The organism is Pseudogulbenkiania subflava DSM 22618, assembly GCF_900177275.1.
In the GTDB taxonomy this organism is placed as follows: Bacteria; Pseudomonadota; Gammaproteobacteria; order Burkholderiales; family Chromobacteriaceae; genus Pseudogulbenkiania; species Pseudogulbenkiania subflava.
In genome coordinates this window covers 80,384-96,529 of record NZ_FXAG01000006.1, presented here as the reverse complement: position 1 = coordinate 96,529, position 16,146 = coordinate 80,384, and the positions used below count along the sequence as shown (strand labels likewise).

General features: G+C 57.7%; 12 protein-coding genes. 6 read left to right on the top strand and 6 right to left on the bottom strand.

The features are described from left to right. Positions 1–176: 176 nt before the first annotated feature. A complete protein-coding gene (locus tag B9N72_RS07560; protein ID WP_085275816.1) occupies positions 177–1,496 on the top strand; it encodes a Fic family protein in 1,320 nt (439 codons plus the stop codon). A 93-nt stretch (positions 1,497–1,589) separates the two neighbouring features. Beyond that, positions 1,590–2,678 carry an IS5 family transposase gene (locus B9N72_RS07555; protein ID WP_085275815.1) on the top strand — a complete coding sequence of 363 codons (1,089 nt, stop codon included), beginning with the start codon at positions 1,590–1,592 and terminating at the stop codon, positions 2,676–2,678. 460 nt (positions 2,679–3,138) lie between these two features. Here the strand turns inward: B9N72_RS07555 and B9N72_RS21700 are convergent, their stop codons facing one another. Beyond that, positions 3,139–3,393, bottom strand: a complete 255-nt coding sequence (locus tag B9N72_RS21700; protein WP_200810900.1) for a helix-turn-helix domain-containing protein — start codon at positions 3,391–3,393, stop codon at positions 3,139–3,141. 224 nt (positions 3,394–3,617) lie between these two features. Here B9N72_RS21700 and B9N72_RS07545 point away from each other — a divergent pair, with 224 nt between their 5' ends. From B9N72_RS07545 to B9N72_RS07535, 4 genes are all read left to right on the top strand, one after another. Further along, a complete protein-coding gene (locus tag B9N72_RS07545; protein WP_085275814.1) occupies positions 3,618–4,244 on the top strand; it encodes a hypothetical protein in 627 nt (208 codons plus the stop codon). A gap of 332 nt (positions 4,245–4,576) precedes the next feature. Continuing rightward, positions 4,577–6,343, top strand: a complete 1,767-nt coding sequence (locus B9N72_RS07540; protein WP_085275813.1) for a pre-toxin TG domain-containing protein — start codon at positions 4,577–4,579, stop codon at positions 6,341–6,343. A 197-nt stretch (positions 6,344–6,540) separates the two neighbouring features. Then, the gene (locus B9N72_RS21580; RefSeq protein ID WP_268808239.1) at positions 6,541–6,675 is read left to right on the top strand and encodes a hypothetical protein; all 135 of its coding nucleotides are present in this window, start codon (positions 6,541–6,543) and stop codon (positions 6,673–6,675) included. 450 nt (positions 6,676–7,125) lie between these two features. Continuing rightward, positions 7,126–8,166, top strand: a complete 1,041-nt coding sequence (locus B9N72_RS07535; RefSeq protein ID WP_085275812.1) for an IS110 family RNA-guided transposase — start codon at positions 7,126–7,128, stop codon at positions 8,164–8,166. 288 nt (positions 8,167–8,454) lie between these two features. Here B9N72_RS07535 and B9N72_RS07530 read toward each other — a convergent pair whose 3' ends face one another. The 5 genes from B9N72_RS07530 to B9N72_RS07510 form a co-directional block, all read right to left on the bottom strand. Next, positions 8,455–9,357 (bottom strand): hypothetical protein, encoded by a 903-nt coding sequence (locus tag B9N72_RS07530; protein WP_143477769.1) that lies wholly within the window; start codon positions 9,355–9,357, stop codon positions 8,455–8,457. A gap of 189 nt (positions 9,358–9,546) precedes the next feature. Next, on the bottom strand, positions 9,547–11,046 hold the full coding sequence (locus B9N72_RS07525; RefSeq protein WP_085275810.1) for a site-specific integrase: 1,500 nt from the start codon (positions 11,044–11,046) through the stop codon (positions 9,547–9,549). After that, positions 11,043–11,642 (bottom strand): hypothetical protein, encoded by a 600-nt coding sequence (locus B9N72_RS07520; RefSeq protein WP_085275809.1) that lies wholly within the window; start codon positions 11,640–11,642, stop codon positions 11,043–11,045. The genes B9N72_RS07525 and B9N72_RS07520 overlap by 4 nt, the downstream gene beginning before the upstream one ends. Continuing rightward, on the bottom strand, positions 11,642–13,831 hold the full coding sequence (locus B9N72_RS07515) for a hypothetical protein (protein WP_143477768.1): 2,190 nt from the start codon (positions 13,829–13,831) through the stop codon (positions 11,642–11,644). The genes B9N72_RS07520 and B9N72_RS07515 overlap by 1 nt, the downstream gene beginning before the upstream one ends. Then, positions 13,828–16,020, bottom strand: coding sequence for a hypothetical protein (locus B9N72_RS07510; protein ID WP_159453026.1), 2,193 nt, complete (start codon positions 16,018–16,020; stop codon positions 13,828–13,830). The genes B9N72_RS07515 and B9N72_RS07510 overlap by 4 nt, the downstream gene beginning before the upstream one ends. Positions 16,021–16,146 lie beyond the last annotated feature (126 nt).

Below are 16,146 nucleotides of genomic sequence, written 5' to 3'. Positions count from 1 at the left end.
AAGCAGCAGCTTCCAAGGAAAGAAAGTTGGCATTCGGCGTCGGGGCACAAGAATGACTGGGATGTTGCCTTGGATATCACCGGCTCAGCGGTCAGAAGGGGGCAGCGCCTGCAACTAGTTTGCAGCACGAATAGTCATTGGTACGCAGTGAGGATGCAACTAGGTGTGCAGTTGGAATGCTATTTCGCACTGAACAAAAGATCGAAAAAAACAGGCTCAATATGGTTGATTTTTACGACAATCCCGTTCAAATGGAGCCGCTCGTCATAGACGACTCCCGCCCAATCTTCAAAGATCTACTCGGGCTTGCCCACGAGCTTTCAGAGGCGTCTGCGTGCCTCGACGCGGCGGTCATTCCAGCAACGGCCAAAAGCCTCTCTGAACTCGTCGAGGGCCTGAACTGCTACTACAGCAACCTCATTGAAGGCCACAAAATGCATCCCAGCGACATCGACAAGGCATTGCACGAGGTCACGGAGAAGGCCGACAGGAAGAATTTGCAGAGCCTTGCGCTGGCTCACATCGAAGCGGATCGCTGGGCCAAACAGCAGTCTCTCGGCAAAGAGACACTCGAGTCATTTCTACTCAACGTCCATCGAACATTTTGCCAGCACCTTCCGGAAGAGCTCTTGCGGCTCGACGATGGCTCCATGATGACGCCTGGCGAGTTCCGCACTCGGGAGGTGCAGGTGGGACGGCACCTCGCGCCCAAAGCCGAGACCCTTGGACGCTTCATGGACCGGTATCAACAGGTCTATGGGCAACGACTTGAATGGGCTCAAAAGGGGGGGCTGCCAAAGCTCACCAGCATGGTATCGACGTTCGCCGCACACCACCGGTTAGCCTGGATTCACCCCTTCCTGGATGGCAATGGCCGCGTCGCCCGGATCACCCTGGACGCGATGCTTCGGGCGTGCGGAGTCAATGGCTCCAGCCTGTGGTCGATGTCCCGCGGGCTGGCGAAGACCTCGGACCAGTACAAGGCTTACCTGGCCGGTGCCGACGAGGCCCGACATGGCGCCCTGGATGGACGAGGCAATCTGACAGAAAAGGGGCTGGCCGAGTTCTGCCGATACGGCATGCAAACCGCGATTGATCAGGCGAAATACATGGCGTCGATGTTCTCCCGGGAACACTTCCAGGCTCGCGCCTCGGGATACTTTCAAAAGGTCCGGCACACCGACATGAAACCGGAAGCCGCCCACTTGTATCTGCACGCGTTTGTGATGGGCGAGTTTGAGCGTGGGGAAGCCAGCCGGATTACGGGTCTTGCCGAGAGAACAGCACGATCCGTACTGAGCGATCTCATCGGCGAGGGTTTCCTGGTGTCCGACTCGCCCAAAGGCAAGGTTAGCGCCGGGTTTCCGGTCCATGCCCTCGGCTCGCTGCTCCCGAATCTCTACCCCGCCTGTGATTTCGACATCACACCAGAAGAGCTTGCCGAGATTCGTCATCGCAAGAAAATCGCAACGAGCAGATTTGCATCGGGTCGATAACACATCGACAACAAGACCGAGTCCTAACAGGCCGTTGAAAAAGCCGGCCATCCATTTGGTATAATTTCCTGATCCCATAAGCCAGAGCGACCGATGCGAGGCATACACGACGAACAAACCGATCTGTTCAGCTACGTGCAACTGGAGGAGCGCATTCCCCAGTCGCACCCGCTGCGCAAGATCCGCCAGATGGTCGACCTGGTGCTCGCCAGCATGGATGAGCTGTTCGATAGCCGCTACTCGGCCATCGGTCGGCCGCCGATTCCGCCCGAACAGCTGCTGCGGGCCTCTCTGCTGCAGGTGCTTTATTCGATCCGTTCGGAGCGCCTGCTGGTCGAGCAACTGGACTACAACCTGCTATTCCGTTGGTTTGTTGGCCTCTCCATCGATGCCCGTATCTGGGACCATTCCACCTTTTCGCAGAACCGCGACCGTTTGTTCACCGAGGAGGTCGCCAGGAGTTTCTTCCTGCGCGTCCGCACCCTGGCCGAGTGGGGCAAGCTCACCAGTGATGAGCACTTCAGCGTCGATGGCACCCTGATCGATGCTTGGGCGTCACACAAAAGCTTTGTGCGCAAGGACGATGACAGCCCGCCGCCGAGCGATGGCAGCCGCAATCCCAACGTCGATTTCCATGGCGACAAGCGCAGCAACAAAACCCACCAGTCACGCACCGACCCTGAAGCCAAATTGATGCGCAAGAGTTCCGGCGATGCCAGTCGGCTGTGCCACATGGCGCACATTCTGATGGAGAACCGCAACGGTCTGATCGTGGACGTCACCGTCTCCGAAGCCAACGGCACCGCCGAACGCCAGGAAGCTCTCCGAATGCTGGCTCGCAATGCCAAGCGCGGCAGCACTGTCGGGGCGGACAAGGGCTACGATACGCGCGACTTCGTACGCGGCTGCCGCAAGCTGGGCATCACGCCGCATGTGGCGAGCAAGAAAAGCGGCAGCGCCATCGATGGTCGGACCACGCGCCATCCGGGTTACCAGGTCAGCCAGCGCATTCGCAAACGGATCGAGGAAGGCTTTGGCTGGCTGAAAACCGTGGCTGGCTTGCGCAAGACCAAGCTGATTGGACGCGCCAAGCTGGCAGGGCAGACGCTGTTGGCATTTGCCACCTACAACCTGATCCGTATGGGCAGTCTGTCCGGTGCCTGGGGTGGATCGCATGTATAGGGCGAATTGCGCCCAGAACCGCCGGAAATCCGGCGTGAAACACAGCAATCCCGGCAAATAGCCGCCAAATCTGGCTTCGGGCCGTTCGAATTGACCCACTTTGTTCAAAACGAAGTGGGTTGGGGAAGAAATAAGCGACTATTTCAACGGCCTGCTAATGGTCCTGGTGGTGAGTTACCTTACGTGGAAGTTCCGGCAACCCTCCGGAGACTTCGGCAGCGGTAATGAAACAGTTGCCGTGCTTCGACGCATCTACTGGCATCGGTGCGAAGCAAGTCAGGCAGCAGCACTTTGCGTGCTAGCAACACATCTGTGTATGACTGAGGCCATGCAGCAATGCATCGCCGACGTCCGCCCTTAGATTCATCGCGGACTTGCTTGGATCCTGCGGCCAATAGCCACAACGGCCGGACAAGAGACTATCGAACCGTTCTGCCAAGAACTGTTTAGTCCCATTCGGCTACCTGTTCCGATTCAGATATTCCTGTTCCGTCTCACGGACCAAATCCGCAGCGGAGACACCCAACGCCTGGCCAATTCCGATCAAGGTCGTGATGGTTGGCTGTCTGATGCCACGTTCTAGGCGAGATACGTATGTGCGGTCCACTCCTGCCTTAAAGGCGAGTTCTTCCTGAGAGATGTTCTGAGCCGACCTGTATCGGCGTAAAACCTCCCCAAAAATCTGCCCGATATCCAAGATTTGTGCATTCGACATATACAGCGAATGTCGTTTTCTTGTAGCCTATGGTCCACGGCCTATAGGCACATGTGCCCATAGGCCTCAATCGGCACAGCCCAAAATTGCAGTGCAATGCGGAGGACTCCGACTCGCGGCCAGCGGTGCAGGTCACTCCGGGTAATGCTCGTCCGCAGGGTTCTAGCGCATACCGGCGGCGCGCATCCCCAACCTCATCTCAACACCAACAAGAAAGGAATCTGATGAAGATCGCTTCGATCGCCCCGTGTGCCGTAGTCCTGATGGTCGCCCTGACCGGCTGCTCGGACCCCAAGGCCGCCTCCAAGGACAATTTCAGCAAGGCGATCAACGCCTACTACGAGGCGAATCCCGCGTGCCTGTACGTGACGAATAAAACGCTGCCCCTCAAGGTCTGGACCGGCCCAAATTCCTTTGACATGAATGTTCACTCGTTGCCGAAACTGGATGCCCTGGTGAAAGTGGGCCTGCTGACGGTTACGGAAACCCAGGAAGCCTCCGGCTCAGGCCTCATGAAAGCCAACCACACCTACCGAACCTATGCCCTGAGCGACCAAGGCCAGAAGAGTTACGCCAGTTGGGGCAAGGAGAACAAGGGTTTCTGCTACGGCAAGCTCGAGGTGGTGGACGTGACCAATTTCACCGAGCCCTCGCAATTGATGGGCTTCACCGTGAGTCAGGTGAACTACACCTTCCGGGCCAAGGAGGCCGCCGGCTGGTCCCAGGATCCGGCGGTGAAGGCCGCCTATGGCAAGGAGGTGGTGCTGCAGGGTGACACCGTCAAAGGCAAGACGATCGTGGTGAAGACCGGTGACGGCTGGGTTCACGAGCGCATGCTGGACAAGTCCTGAGCGACCGTCCGCTTCACGGCTGAAGATGGACGTCGGCCGAGGGGCGGGTAACAGACGGCCACCGCGTCGCACCCCCTCGTCGCCCGGTAGGCCACTGGCGTGGCCCGGTTCGGTGGGGAGGTCGTGGTGCGCCCGGCACACCGCGGTGGCGCCCTTCCGCACCGGCTCATTCAGCCTCCCCGGCCCCGCTTGACCCGATACCGGCGACGCTCTCCTCGCCTCTGGTGCGAGGGGGCGCCTTGAAGGCTGGGGATAGTGCCCACCACGTGGCCGATGCCAGGGAAAGCCCTGTCCGATAAAACCACCCGACCCATCATTCATAAGGATAACGGATGTCCATTGACCCACTGCGCCGGCTGCTCCTGTCGACGCCGGTCCTGGGCGTGGCCGGCTGCGCCACCCCCGGTAACGGCACGCTGGGGAAGCTGTTGGGACCGAAACTGGAGTACGACTCCGGGCGCGCCATGACGCCCGAGGAAGCGCGGCAGGCCGAACTGGCCGCGGCGATCTTCGACCAGTTCCTCAAGAAAAAGACCCTCGCCGGCGGCCTGGACCCGGCGGTGACGCCGACGTCATTGCGGCTCGCCGTCGCCAACTGGAACCGGGCCTTCAGCGTGGCCCAGCGCCAGGAGACGCTGACGCTGTCGGAGTTCGCCGCCTTGTCGCAGGCCTTTGTCCCGCTCTTCCGGCAGCTCGATGCGGCGTCTGCCCTCGTCGAGGCCGGCGGCAAACGGCTGATCACGCCGACGCCGGGCGCGTTCGGCATCCGTAAGGGTGTGCTCACCCTGCCGGCCGGGGGCGCGTGCCAGTTTACCGAGCAGGGCTATTGCCTCGACCCGTGCATCCCGGCGCCCATCGCCGGGGAGCGTTTCCGGCTGGTCCCCCTCGACCGACTCTTGCCGAGCGAACTGTACCCGCTCTATCGCGACATGCTGGTGGCCAGCAAGACCGATCGGGCGCTGCGGGCCGACTTGCAGGCCCTGCTCTGGTTGTTGCGGACCGTCGGCGACAAGACCGTGAACGTCGGGCTGACCGACCGCACACGCCAGCTGTTGAACAAGGTGCGGCCGACCGGGGCGCTGGAGTTCGAGCTGGCGCGCAACAAGGAGGCACTGTTGGCACCGCTGCGGGACATCGCCAGCCTGGTCGACGACCTGTCGGGCGCGGGCCAGGGCTTCGACCTGAACCAACTGCACGACGTCGCCTCGGCACAGCAGGCCGTCGCCGACCTGATGCAGCGCATGATCACGATGAAGGCGGACACGCCGATCCCGAACGACCTCAGTCACTTCTCCCTGCCCGCCCCTGGCGTGGCCGTGATGTGCCTCGGTTCGGGCATTCTGAAACCGACCGTGTCGATCGTGAACACCAACGACCGCTCTATCGATCTGGATCTGACGAAGCATGTGGCGGTGTCTACGCGCCGGGTCCAGCGCGTGGCCCTGACGCTGCCGGATAAGCTGAACGGCAGTCAGTTCCCCATCGACAAAGGGGGGAACACCGACGCCTTGGCGCGGCTGCTGCCGAACATAGCCCAGGGCCTGGAGAAGGATCTCGGCTGGTTTGCCGGACAGAAAGTGCGGGACAACTTCCCGTCCCTCCTGGAGAAAACCTCGGCACTGTGGCGGCGCCATCCCCGGGTCCCGGAGCTTCTTCCTGCTATCCCTGAAAAGTTAGGGAAGTTCAGAGCATTCCTCTCCGGCAGGGGAAAGACGGTTGTGGAAGCGGTGCCTTTTGTGGGGAATTTCTTGTCGGTCTATGAGTTGTACACCGGGACGAATTGGTGGACCGGCGAGCCCCTCACCCCGGCGGAGCGCATCCTGGCCGCGCTGGGGACCGTGCCCGGGGTCGGGCAAATGGAGCGTCTGGCCGGACAAAGTTCGATCGACCTGGTGAAATGGGCACTCAATTCCGCCAAAGGACGTTACGTGCTGAAGGCGGCGGACCTGCGCAGCACCCTCAATGACATCAACGATTTCTTGACGGGAGCCACCGCGAACGCCATTGGCTTGACCGTGGTGTCGGACACGGAGAAGCGGGCGATGTCGGCGCTGGACGACGCGATCCGCACCGGACTGACGTCCCTCCGCGCGACCTGACACGGCCCAGGTCAAGCCGGCTACCCACTGGGTCGGCTTCCCTAGATGAGGCCATTTACCGAGCGGGCCAAAGGGCATGCTGCCCCGGCCTAGCGGACCATGACGGGAGGCCACCCCTTGAGACGGCCTTCGGGCTTGCTACCATCCTTCTGAAGGTCTACCCGTTATCCTGTTCGTCACGCACAAGGAGCCCGAGCATGTTTACCCCACACGACATTCTGTTGAGCATGTCGCTGACCCTGGGTTTCGCCGTGGGCGTTTTGCTGACCGCCGCCCTGGTCTGGAGGTATTGCAAGACCCGCCACGGTCAGCGCTCCACTCCAGACGAATGAATCCTCAGAGGCGAGAAATACTCGCACCTGATGTGTCGTGCTGAACGGCCAGCAGGCTGCCAACTCGGAAACCATCCGCGTGGCTAAACCCAGTGCAGCCAGTTTCCTGCTTTCAGGCGCTGGTTGTCGCTGACCTGCAAGCATAGGCGGATAGTCTTGCTGCAGGCCCTGACCACCGTCTCATAACGGCCAAGAGCGGAAGCTCACAACAGACCTAGAAGTAGTCTCCAGTTCGGCCGATGCTGACCTTGGTCTCTGGCCAGAATCAGGCAGCAATGTGCCGCTTACCAGCCGTTCAGCCACAGATGATGGTCAATAGCCGCTTTCGTCATCGGCGTAGGACGGCACCCGGCCCAAAGCAATGGGATGGACTCCTCCCTCCTGATACGGCATCAACGTGCCAGACTGGAAGCGTCAACAAACCAGTCAAAACGAAACGAGGAGTCCACCATGAAGATTATGCGCATCGGCATCGATTTGGCCAAAAACGTTTTCCAGGTTCAAGGTGTGGATGCTCATGAGCACCCAGTGTGTCGCCGGCAGCTGCGTCGTCATCAGCTCTTGGAGTTCTTCCAGAAACTCGACCCCTGTCTGATCGGCATGGAAGCCTGTGCCGGTGCCCATCATTGGGCTCGCCAGTTGCAAGCAATGGGACACACGGTCAGGTTGATTGCCCCGCAATTTGTGAAGGCTTATGTGAAGGGCAACAAGAACGATGCCAACGACGCTGAAGCGATCTGCGAAGCAGTCAGCAGGCCGGGAATGCGTTTTGTGCCGATCAAAACTATCGAGCAGCAGGATCTGCAGGCGCTGCACCGCATTCGGACCGAACTGATTCACCAGCGCACCGCCAAGGTCAATCAGATTCGAGGCTTGCTGGCAGAGTATGGGATCGTGATCGCGGTGACCGTGAAACAATTGCGCAAAGCATTGCCGCTCATCCTGGAAGATGCGGAAAACGGCCTCTCGGCGCGCTTCCGTCATCTGCTGGACGGGCTGCGCGAAGATCTGGTGTATCTGGACGAACAGATTGCCATCGTAGATCAGGACATGGTGCGCCAAGCCACTGACAATGCGTTGGCCAGAAAGCTGCAACAACTACGCGGTATTGGCCCCATTACAGCCACCGCACTGGTGGCCGCCATTGGAAACGCCAAGGACTTCAAACGGGGGCGGGATCTTGCTGCATGGCTGGGGCTGGTCCCCGGTCAGCACAGCAGTGGCGGCAAGGACCGGTTGCTGGGGATCAGCAAGCGAGGGAATACCTATCTGCGTACATTGGTCATTCACGGGGCGCGAGCTGTAGTTCGCGCCGCTGCGACACAAACAGACCGACTCAGTTGCTGGATTCAAAGCCTGTGCGCTCGTCGCAACAATAATATTGCCGCGGTCGCCCTGGCCAACAAGACAGTACGCCTAGCCTGGGCGCTGATGACGCGAGAGGCGGATTACGACCCAGATTATGGGCTGGCCGGAGATACAGCGGCCTGAGCATTCAGGCTGGACAGGGCCTCGGCAACGAGATGATCAACGCTTAACCCATCTTCACGATTGCACAGCATGAAGCAGTGATGGCGAACAGGTCGAACCGGCGTCGGAGTAACCCAAAAAGTGACCAAGTGCAAACAGCACGACAAAGCAATAAGGATCTGGCGCGCGGATAGCCCATTATGGCCCGGGCGATTAAGCCCAACTCAGAGGCCGGATATACGTAAGCAGTCGATCCGAACCCCAGAACTGTGAAATGTGTGCAAACCGGGAGGAGTCCATATACAGCCGTCAGACCTCGTGGGGGCACTCTATTTCGTCAGGCAGCTCTGCAGCGACGGCCTTGTTTTTGAAGACCATGCGAAAGGCCCAGTATCCACCACCATCGCGTTCGGTAACGTTGTAGGAATGTTCAGCCAAAGCCATAAGGTTTGCATCAGCTTCAGGACGGAAATACTTGTATGCGTTCAGCACGTGGTCTTGCAGGGCAGTGATCGCGGATGCCGAATCTTCATTGTCATCCAAGCTGTCAAAGACCTCTTGAGGGCTAAGCATTCCCGTCGTAGTGAATCGATTTCGCTCAAAGTACCGCTGGCACCCAGTACACACGTCCATAAGGAGCTGATCGTTTGACCATTGGGCCTCGCCGTGCCGGTTGTAGTTCTGACCCAGCAGAGCTACGCAGGGGATAAGGTGGCCGCCGCAATCGGTGCAGGGCTTAAAAGCGAGATCCAGGACATCAATCACTTCAAAACTACTCTGGTTAAGCAGGGCAATCTTGTACCGGGGACCTTCGCCCATGAAGGGCTCGTAGGTAGAAAAGTCCTTGTAGGCAAGGTTGGTTGTGACATCGAACCGACAAATTTGACCTTGATACAGCCCACTGAAGTCGGCATGCTCACCCATGTCACCGGCAACAGTTAGCTGCAGTTCCTTTCCGTACCCACGGTAAAACGCAAGCTCGGCCTTAAGTCCGCGGTAGTGTTTTGGATCCAGCTGGGAACGGTACGTGGACTCAAGCCACTTCAGCGCCTCATCGAATCCGTGCTTATGGACACCCGAGAAGATGATTCTGCGGATGGAGTTGTACTTCTCAGCCGGGTGCATAGCTTCTCGTCCTTGTTCTGGAAGATGAATTCTCGCAGACGCGACTCGGTCGATCAATGTCTGGTAATGGCTGCGGATAGCAGTCATCCTAGCGCATTGGCATGCTCGTCCGCTTTGGCCGATAACCAAGCGATCAGAATGAATGTGTTGAGCGCCTGCTTCGATCGAGCAGGAGACTGACTACCTGTAGCAGAGGTCAGTCACCACAAGCACAGGAGGCCAGAAATGGCCAACTTTCGCCGGAATGAATGGTCAGTTGCACCGAAATCTGCAGTTTCACACTTTGCATGCTTTTCCGCCCGGCTCATTTCCCTCTATTTGCTCTTTGGCTGGCGCAAGGATATCTGCAAGTCGGTCAAGGAAAGGCTGTAGTTCTTTCGGGAGATGCTTTCCGGACAATTCGAGTTCATATTTGAGCAGAAGGCCGTCTGCAAATAGCTGGTCAAACGCGTGGAGCCTTGCTAACGCCTTGTCCGTGCTGGCCCAGACGCCAAGTTCCTCCCAGGCTAGATCGATGTATTGCCAAAGGCTTTTTACCGACCCGTGGCCGGTCTTGTCAGAGACGCGTTTCAGGATGGATTCGTAATCGATGTCGGTCATCATCTGGCGCGACTTGCCTGAATTCTCGATAAATTCCTTTAGGTGAACTGTGACCTCATAGGTGATGAACCGGTGACGGAACATGCTCAGACAAGCCTGAATATCCTTGTGACCCGCCAGCACGACCAATCGCTCAAAGTCTTTTTCAAGGGACGTTTTTTGGAGTGGCTTGCCTCCGAGGGTGAGGAAGAATGCTGTTCCGGGTTCAGGATCGATCCCAGCTCGCTTGAGCGCGTCGCAATAAGCGGTTCTGGACAGCAGGTAGCGGTATATGACCGTTGCTGCATCTAGCAAGATCGGGAAGTGTCGGATAGGGGCCGTTACCTTGCGCCGCTTCTTGGTCGGGATCTTCAGGGTTCTAGTCGTAAGGATATTTTCGTGATCCTTGACGCTCATCTCGATCAATTCGGCCGGTCGCAAGCCGGTTCGCATCATCATCCAGATCATAAACATGCGGCGCGCTCGGATGTATTCGAGTTGCGCCCGCAACAGATCGCGGTTGTTGGCATAGCGCTGTGTGAATCGCTCACTCCGTTCTTCAAGGACACTTTGTCGATAAATGGCTCGTTGTATGTCTTCGATGATCGGGCGTGCGATGGGGCGCTTTGGCTCGCGATTTTCCGGGGGGGGCATGGCCGTGTGTGTGTAGTAATACTCGCTGTGCCTCCCCCTACTATAATCACGGTCATTCTTGACCCGCTTGACTATGATCTGCGGAGAAACAGATTGCTCGCCAATAAGCGGGGTACTCAGGTGCGGCATGAACGTCTCCTGATACCACAGCAGGAACTGGATCGATCGACTCAGGATGCCGCGAACGGTGTTCCTGTCGCGCGCCGGTTCAAGCGGATGCCGGTGCGAGCGTTTCTCTTGTAGTTGCTTGGACAGAGCATGGAGGTGGGCACCGTTCAAGTGTTCAATCCCCACGTTGTTCACCCCGCAGTACCTTACCAAGTGGCTCAGATCGGACGCATAGGTCTTGAGAGTACCCCCGGTGACTCCATGGGCAATGTCGAGGAGGTACATGTTGACCGGCTCGCATGGCTTGTTGCTCGGCCAGTACATGAATGGGAAGGCAGGGATGATCTGGGTCGTGACATGCGTGCCGGCATCGTGCCTGATGGCGGAAACGGGCAGCTCCATTGTTGGCAGAACGTGAAACAGTTGCCTGTTCATTGCGACTTGCCTAGCTCGTTTAGAGTCTGCTCAACCTGAGGATTGGGGGCGTTGGGATCGAAGAGGTCGGCAAACGCCGCATGGTGGTTCTCAAGGATGCGATACAGCCGCTGCTGAGCCTCTACAGGCATGTGTCTATCCTTGATCAGCCCATTGATCGCCGTGTATAAGCTGAGGTAGGCCCGTTGGCGTTTCACGCCCTGTATTTCTGCGGCGGTGAGCCGCGCCTGCAAATGCTTAGTCTTGTTCTCGACGCGCTCGGTCCTGGCGGCGGTGGTCCGCACCACCGCCACGCCTGCCAGAGACTCGTTAAGTCGTACGCGCAGCGCATTCAGGTACTCGAAACCCGTGCGCCCCTCATCGTCGGGCTGAGTGAAGGTTTCGTTCGAGAGGCTCTTGATGGTATTGAGGGCAATTGGCGTAATCTTGAGCCGGGGGAGATTAAGCGCGGCAAAGGCCCGCTGCCCGATCATCGCGTCACGGGCGGCCTTGTCGACGCTGGCGGGGGCCAGAATGCCATCGAGCAGAAATTTCTCCCGTGCTTGGACATTCTGGAGGTTTAGCGCCTTCTTCTGGTATGCGCCGCGTCCAGCCATTATGACTGTTCCCGCATGACAAAACTGACGTTGATCCCTACCACCACGCCGTCTTCATCTCGGATCGAGTGCGGCTCAAGATGAAACGTGCCTGCCTCTCGGAGTGCGCGCACGTAGCCGGTCCACTCGGTGTCGGGGATCATGGTCAGAGAGTTCACGTTAAAGTGCTTCAATACCGTCTCGTACAGAGCGTTAGCACCGTCTTCAACTCCGGACTGTCCTTTCTCAAGCCGGCGCAGGCGCTCCTCAGAGTATTGCGCCTCGATCTGCGGCAGCGACTCGCCTGGGAATTCCTTTTCGATGTAGGCGTAAATATGAGCGGCATCGGTGTGGCCGGCGATCCAGCGGGCGGCGTCGAGTACGTCAAAGCGGCCGGACCAGAAGAGCAGCAGCAGGAACCATTTGCGCATTTCGTGGATGCGGACATACCAGCGCCGGCCTTCACTGTCGGGGGGTAAGCCTACAAAGTCACAAAAGTCATCAAGATGGGTGTTGAGGAGTTTGCTATCCGCGCTTAAAGCGCTGTTCCCGGCCATTGTGGGCAGGTAAAACAGATTGTCGGCATGCTTTGTGGTGCCGCCGAAGATGTCGCACAGACCTGCACCCAGGCGCTGCAGCAGCTGGATGGCTCTTGCCGTGATGACCGGAACCGGGCGGTCCGCTTCCTGCCACGCTTCAACGCCTTTCACGTTACTCTTTCCGAGTTGGAAGTTCAGCCAGTAGCCGTTGTCATCCTGACGGAGGCAGTTGCGTTTCAGGTGGGTCAATTCCTCTTCGCGTGAGGGCTTCAGGATCGCCATGCAGACGATACAGGATCCAATCAGAACCCGAAGCCCCTCATCCAGTGTCGGGTTCGCACGATAGCGATGGAAGTCGCGTCTAACCTGCCTTCCAGGCCCTGCAAACTGCGTAATGTTGAGAATGGTCGTGATCGGCTTACCGGATGCGACACACCAGTGTTGGGCCTGCCGTTTGAGGGTGGTGTTTAGGGCATCGGGTCTGCTCTTACTTTTCACTTGAGTGTTGGAAACCACATCCAGATACAAGCCCACTATAGCGTCGCCATAGAGATGGACGAAGCGCATCGCCACATCGAGGTATACCAGCCCCGTGTTGATTGGCATTAAGGGTGTATGACCATTAGGACGAGTGAATCGTTGTGCAAGGCGATTGGCGCGCCGCAGGGAAAGACCTGCAGGATCGGGTATCAAAGTCGGCAGGTGGCGATGCGCATCCAGAAGTGATCCAAAATGGTAGGTGAACTGATAGAGTGTGCTTTCCGTGGTGCAGTCGGATTCTTCACCCGCTAACACGGTGAGATGGCTGGGAAATTCCGTCTTTTGCTTTAATGAAATAAGTAGCGAATTCCCTGCCAACTCCAACTCGAACTGCCGGCAGAAGCGACTCACTCTGCAACCCTGCACGGCGCGGGGATCATCGTGGATAAGACTAGCCAGCCATTTACGGCTCAGCATAGCCTTTCCCGAATACTGCCCCATCTTTAGTTTCTCGTACCCCCCTTGGCTTTCGATCCAGTGAACCAAGGGGGTAATCTCTGAGGAGGGGAGTGCGTAGGGATTCGCCAGTAGCGGCTCCGGGCAGGGCAGCCCATGGGCCCCAAGGTAAACGGCAGTTAGGGCCCGCTGCGGAATCTGAAGCAAGCACGTAGCGGCGCCTTGCGCGTATTCGTAGAAGATCCAGTCCAGCGCCGCTTGGTCAATCAGGCTCAGACCATGCGTTGTGGGCTTAAACTGTTCCTCATGCAAAACCATCAAACGTGTAAGGACAATTAGAATATTTAAGCTATAGAGCCAAGCTCTTGGTGCCGACGGACCACTAATCAACCCGTTACGACTGAAGAAAGCGACCTTCTTGATGGTGGTCAGAAGCGTTACATACCGCGCATCGGTCAGTAAGCGCCCATTGGGTAGCTGAACCCGCCAATCTGCCACGATTGTGTTTTTCCACGCCCCATCGATCAACTCTTCCCGCCCGCGGTTCGTCGTATGCCAGACATTGTTATCAAATGGAACCAGTAGCCACGCGGCCTCGAAGCTGCCAGTGTAGGGTCTCATCTGTTGCCGTGCGGATTCGATAAGCAACTGAGTCAATTGCTGGTCTGCCGGATTCAATGATGTTGTAATTTCCGGTCGCGGCAGGCAGTCGATCAATTCAGCCAAGTCTCTCATGTCGCCTCCCATTTACGTTTCAGCGTCAGCTTGGAAAACTGCATGTCGATCTCTCCCTTCAGCGCCAAGGCTCGACCGTGGGTTTCGATCAACTGTGTCACATCCAGACTATCGCGCAGGGCAGGATGGAGTTTGGTGTTTTCTGCCGCATGCGTGAGAAGTTTTGCCATATCGATGAATTGTCGGGGGGACAGGCCGCTTAGGGCATCCACTTTGTTTTGCTGCTCGGTAGACAGTGTCTTAAGCGCCAAGTCTCGAAACGCGTAAAGGTAGGCTAGGCTTTTGGGGGACAATCTGACGTTAAGGAAACCTGGTGCGGATGGGGGCGTGGCGGACGGTGATGGTGACGTACCTTTCAAGCGCCGCTGTACTTCGTCGGCCAAAGGACTTGTGTTGGGGGGATAGTCGAGAATCAGTTGGGCAATAAAATGCTGGAGATCGGCGAGGCTCGAGAAGTCCGCCACCTCCAGCAGATAAGGCTCATCATGAGCCGCCAGCACAATCAGGGTGTTCTGAAAGCGACGGATGATGCGTGTGTTCCAGGCGTGCAGCAGAGCCGCCGGCAGATAATTATTCAAGGCGACCTTGCGCGTATTGCCGAGCGTGCGGCTCATTTCAAGGATTGAGCCCGTTTCAAACCATTTCAAGACCCCAAGGGTGTTGCGCAGGCGCCGGAAATCAAAGGCTCCCGACATGAGCTTATTCTGCGTGAGCAAAGGATAGAGTCGTGGCAAACTGATCATGGTGCCGGCGCCATGCAACAACGCGGTACGCACGTTCAGTACCGATAAAATGCCTACGCGGGATCTTCCATAATCATTCAGCGCGCCGAGAAACAAGTAGCGCCACCGCTTGTCCCCGGCACGCTTGAGCACTTCCCGGACCGGTGCTGTGGTGCGGATGATGTCTTGAACGATTTCCTGCGCCAGCTCCGACAAGGCCGCCGACTTGAGCTTGCCAGCGCGCGGTTTGTCGATCACAAGAATCGCGCGTTCGGTATTGTCCGTCACGAGCAGGCGAGGCTTGCCACGGACGTTAAGGAGCATTGCGTTTTGCAGTGACTCAGACGTGAACTGCGGGTGCTCGATGGTCAGTATAGCGCACGCTGCCGCCGCATCTAGCCCGGATAGCAGTCCGGCGAACCGGTATAAACGTGCAGGACCGGAGAAATTTTCCCACTGTTCGGTTGTCAGTATCGTCAGTCCTTCAAGGACCGAATATTTGTACTTGATCCCATGGAAAACCTGCGTATTGAAGAACGGCGACCGCCGCATTGTCGGCGTACTAACACAGTTCCGCGTGTTACCTCGCTTCAAACTGTGCCGTACCCATGCAAGAGCCCACGCGATGCCTTGAGGATGAGCAGGGCTGGCGTACTTGGTAAGTTGTCCACGGCTCGACTTCAACACCTCCCCGTAGCGCTCTTCTGCTAGAGCCCGGTCGATCATGTCATCGCTCACCTGGGCAGCCAGCTTGCGGCCAGTTTCAGCATCCTGCATCGCTCCCCGCCAATGCAGCAGGCAAACCTCCTTAATGACGCCGACCAAATGGCGACACCGTTCCTCTAAGGCGTCGAGGTAATCTGTGTCCGTCATGCCAAAGGACACATCAACCAGCAACTTTTGGGCGGATATCGCGGGATCGGTGACTCGCTGTTGTCCCTGGCCCAGGAGCTGCTTCCCGCCCCCCTCAAGTCTCGCCAGTTTTTTGGTTTGCACGCGGGGGATGACTACATCCAGAGGAATGATCTCGGCGTCCTTGAGACAGTCAAGCCACGGCACCAGAATACTGCTCCACACCGTTGAACGTATGTCTGTTCTAGAACTCGACTCAGAGTTGGTGAAGTACCACTGGAAGAAGTGCAGCACAAAGATTGCCCACTCCTGTGAATGGGTCGGCCACGACACCCCAGTCGCACGGAATCCTGCAAAGAAAACAACTACTACTTTTGTCGCGGACGCTTGTGTGCTCAAACTATAGCCGTGTCTCGAATCCACCGTCGCATCCAGCATTGGTGTGATTTGTGCGGGAGTCAGTCCAGTTCCCGCGAACGAAGCCCGGCGGATATTTGGATTGTCCCGCTTCGGATTGTCTAGGTAGAAAGTCACCACCTCGCCATCAATCTCATATCGCATAGGGGCTTCCTTAACGAAGTCACAGACATGATGGAACACTTGCAACTGCGGCACCTTGAGCCCCGGTGAACATCTGTGGCCGTTCAAGGCAGGCCATCCCTCGGTACTGAGGCTCTCCGGCCAACTTCCTAACCGTTTGCTTTACAAGTATGGATGTCAAGTGAAAAGTGTCAAGAAAAT

Bases quoted from the DNA above. Each gene is read 5' to 3' on its own strand.
- B9N72_RS07515 (WP_143477768.1), bottom strand. From the start codon at position 13,831: ATGAGAGACTTGGCTGAATTGATCGACTGCCTGCCGCGACCGGAAATT.
- B9N72_RS21580 (WP_268808239.1), top strand. From the start codon at position 6,541: ATGTTTACCCCACACGACATTCTGTTGAGCATGTCGCTGACCCTGGGT.
- B9N72_RS07540 (WP_085275813.1), top strand. From the start codon at position 4,577: ATGTCCATTGACCCACTGCGCCGGCTGCTCCTGTCGACGCCGGTCCTG.
- B9N72_RS07525 (WP_085275810.1), bottom strand. From the start codon at position 11,046: ATGAACAGGCAACTGTTTCACGTTCTGCCAACAATGGAGCTGCCCGTT.
- B9N72_RS21700 (WP_200810900.1), bottom strand. From the start codon at position 3,393: ATGTCGAATGCACAAATCTTGGATATCGGGCAGATTTTTGGGGAGGTT.
- B9N72_RS07560 (WP_085275816.1), top strand. From the start codon at position 177: ATGCTATTTCGCACTGAACAAAAGATCGAAAAAAACAGGCTCAATATG.
- B9N72_RS07530 (WP_143477769.1), bottom strand. From the start codon at position 9,357: ATGACTGCTATCCGCAGCCATTACCAGACATTGATCGACCGAGTCGCG.
- B9N72_RS07555 (WP_085275815.1), top strand. From the start codon at position 1,590: ATGCGAGGCATACACGACGAACAAACCGATCTGTTCAGCTACGTGCAA.
- B9N72_RS07520 (WP_085275809.1), bottom strand. From the start codon at position 11,642: ATGGCTGGACGCGGCGCATACCAGAAGAAGGCGCTAAACCTCCAGAAT.
- B9N72_RS07545 (WP_085275814.1), top strand. From the start codon at position 3,618: ATGAAGATCGCTTCGATCGCCCCGTGTGCCGTAGTCCTGATGGTCGCC.
- B9N72_RS07535 (WP_085275812.1), top strand. From the start codon at position 7,126: ATGAAGATTATGCGCATCGGCATCGATTTGGCCAAAAACGTTTTCCAG.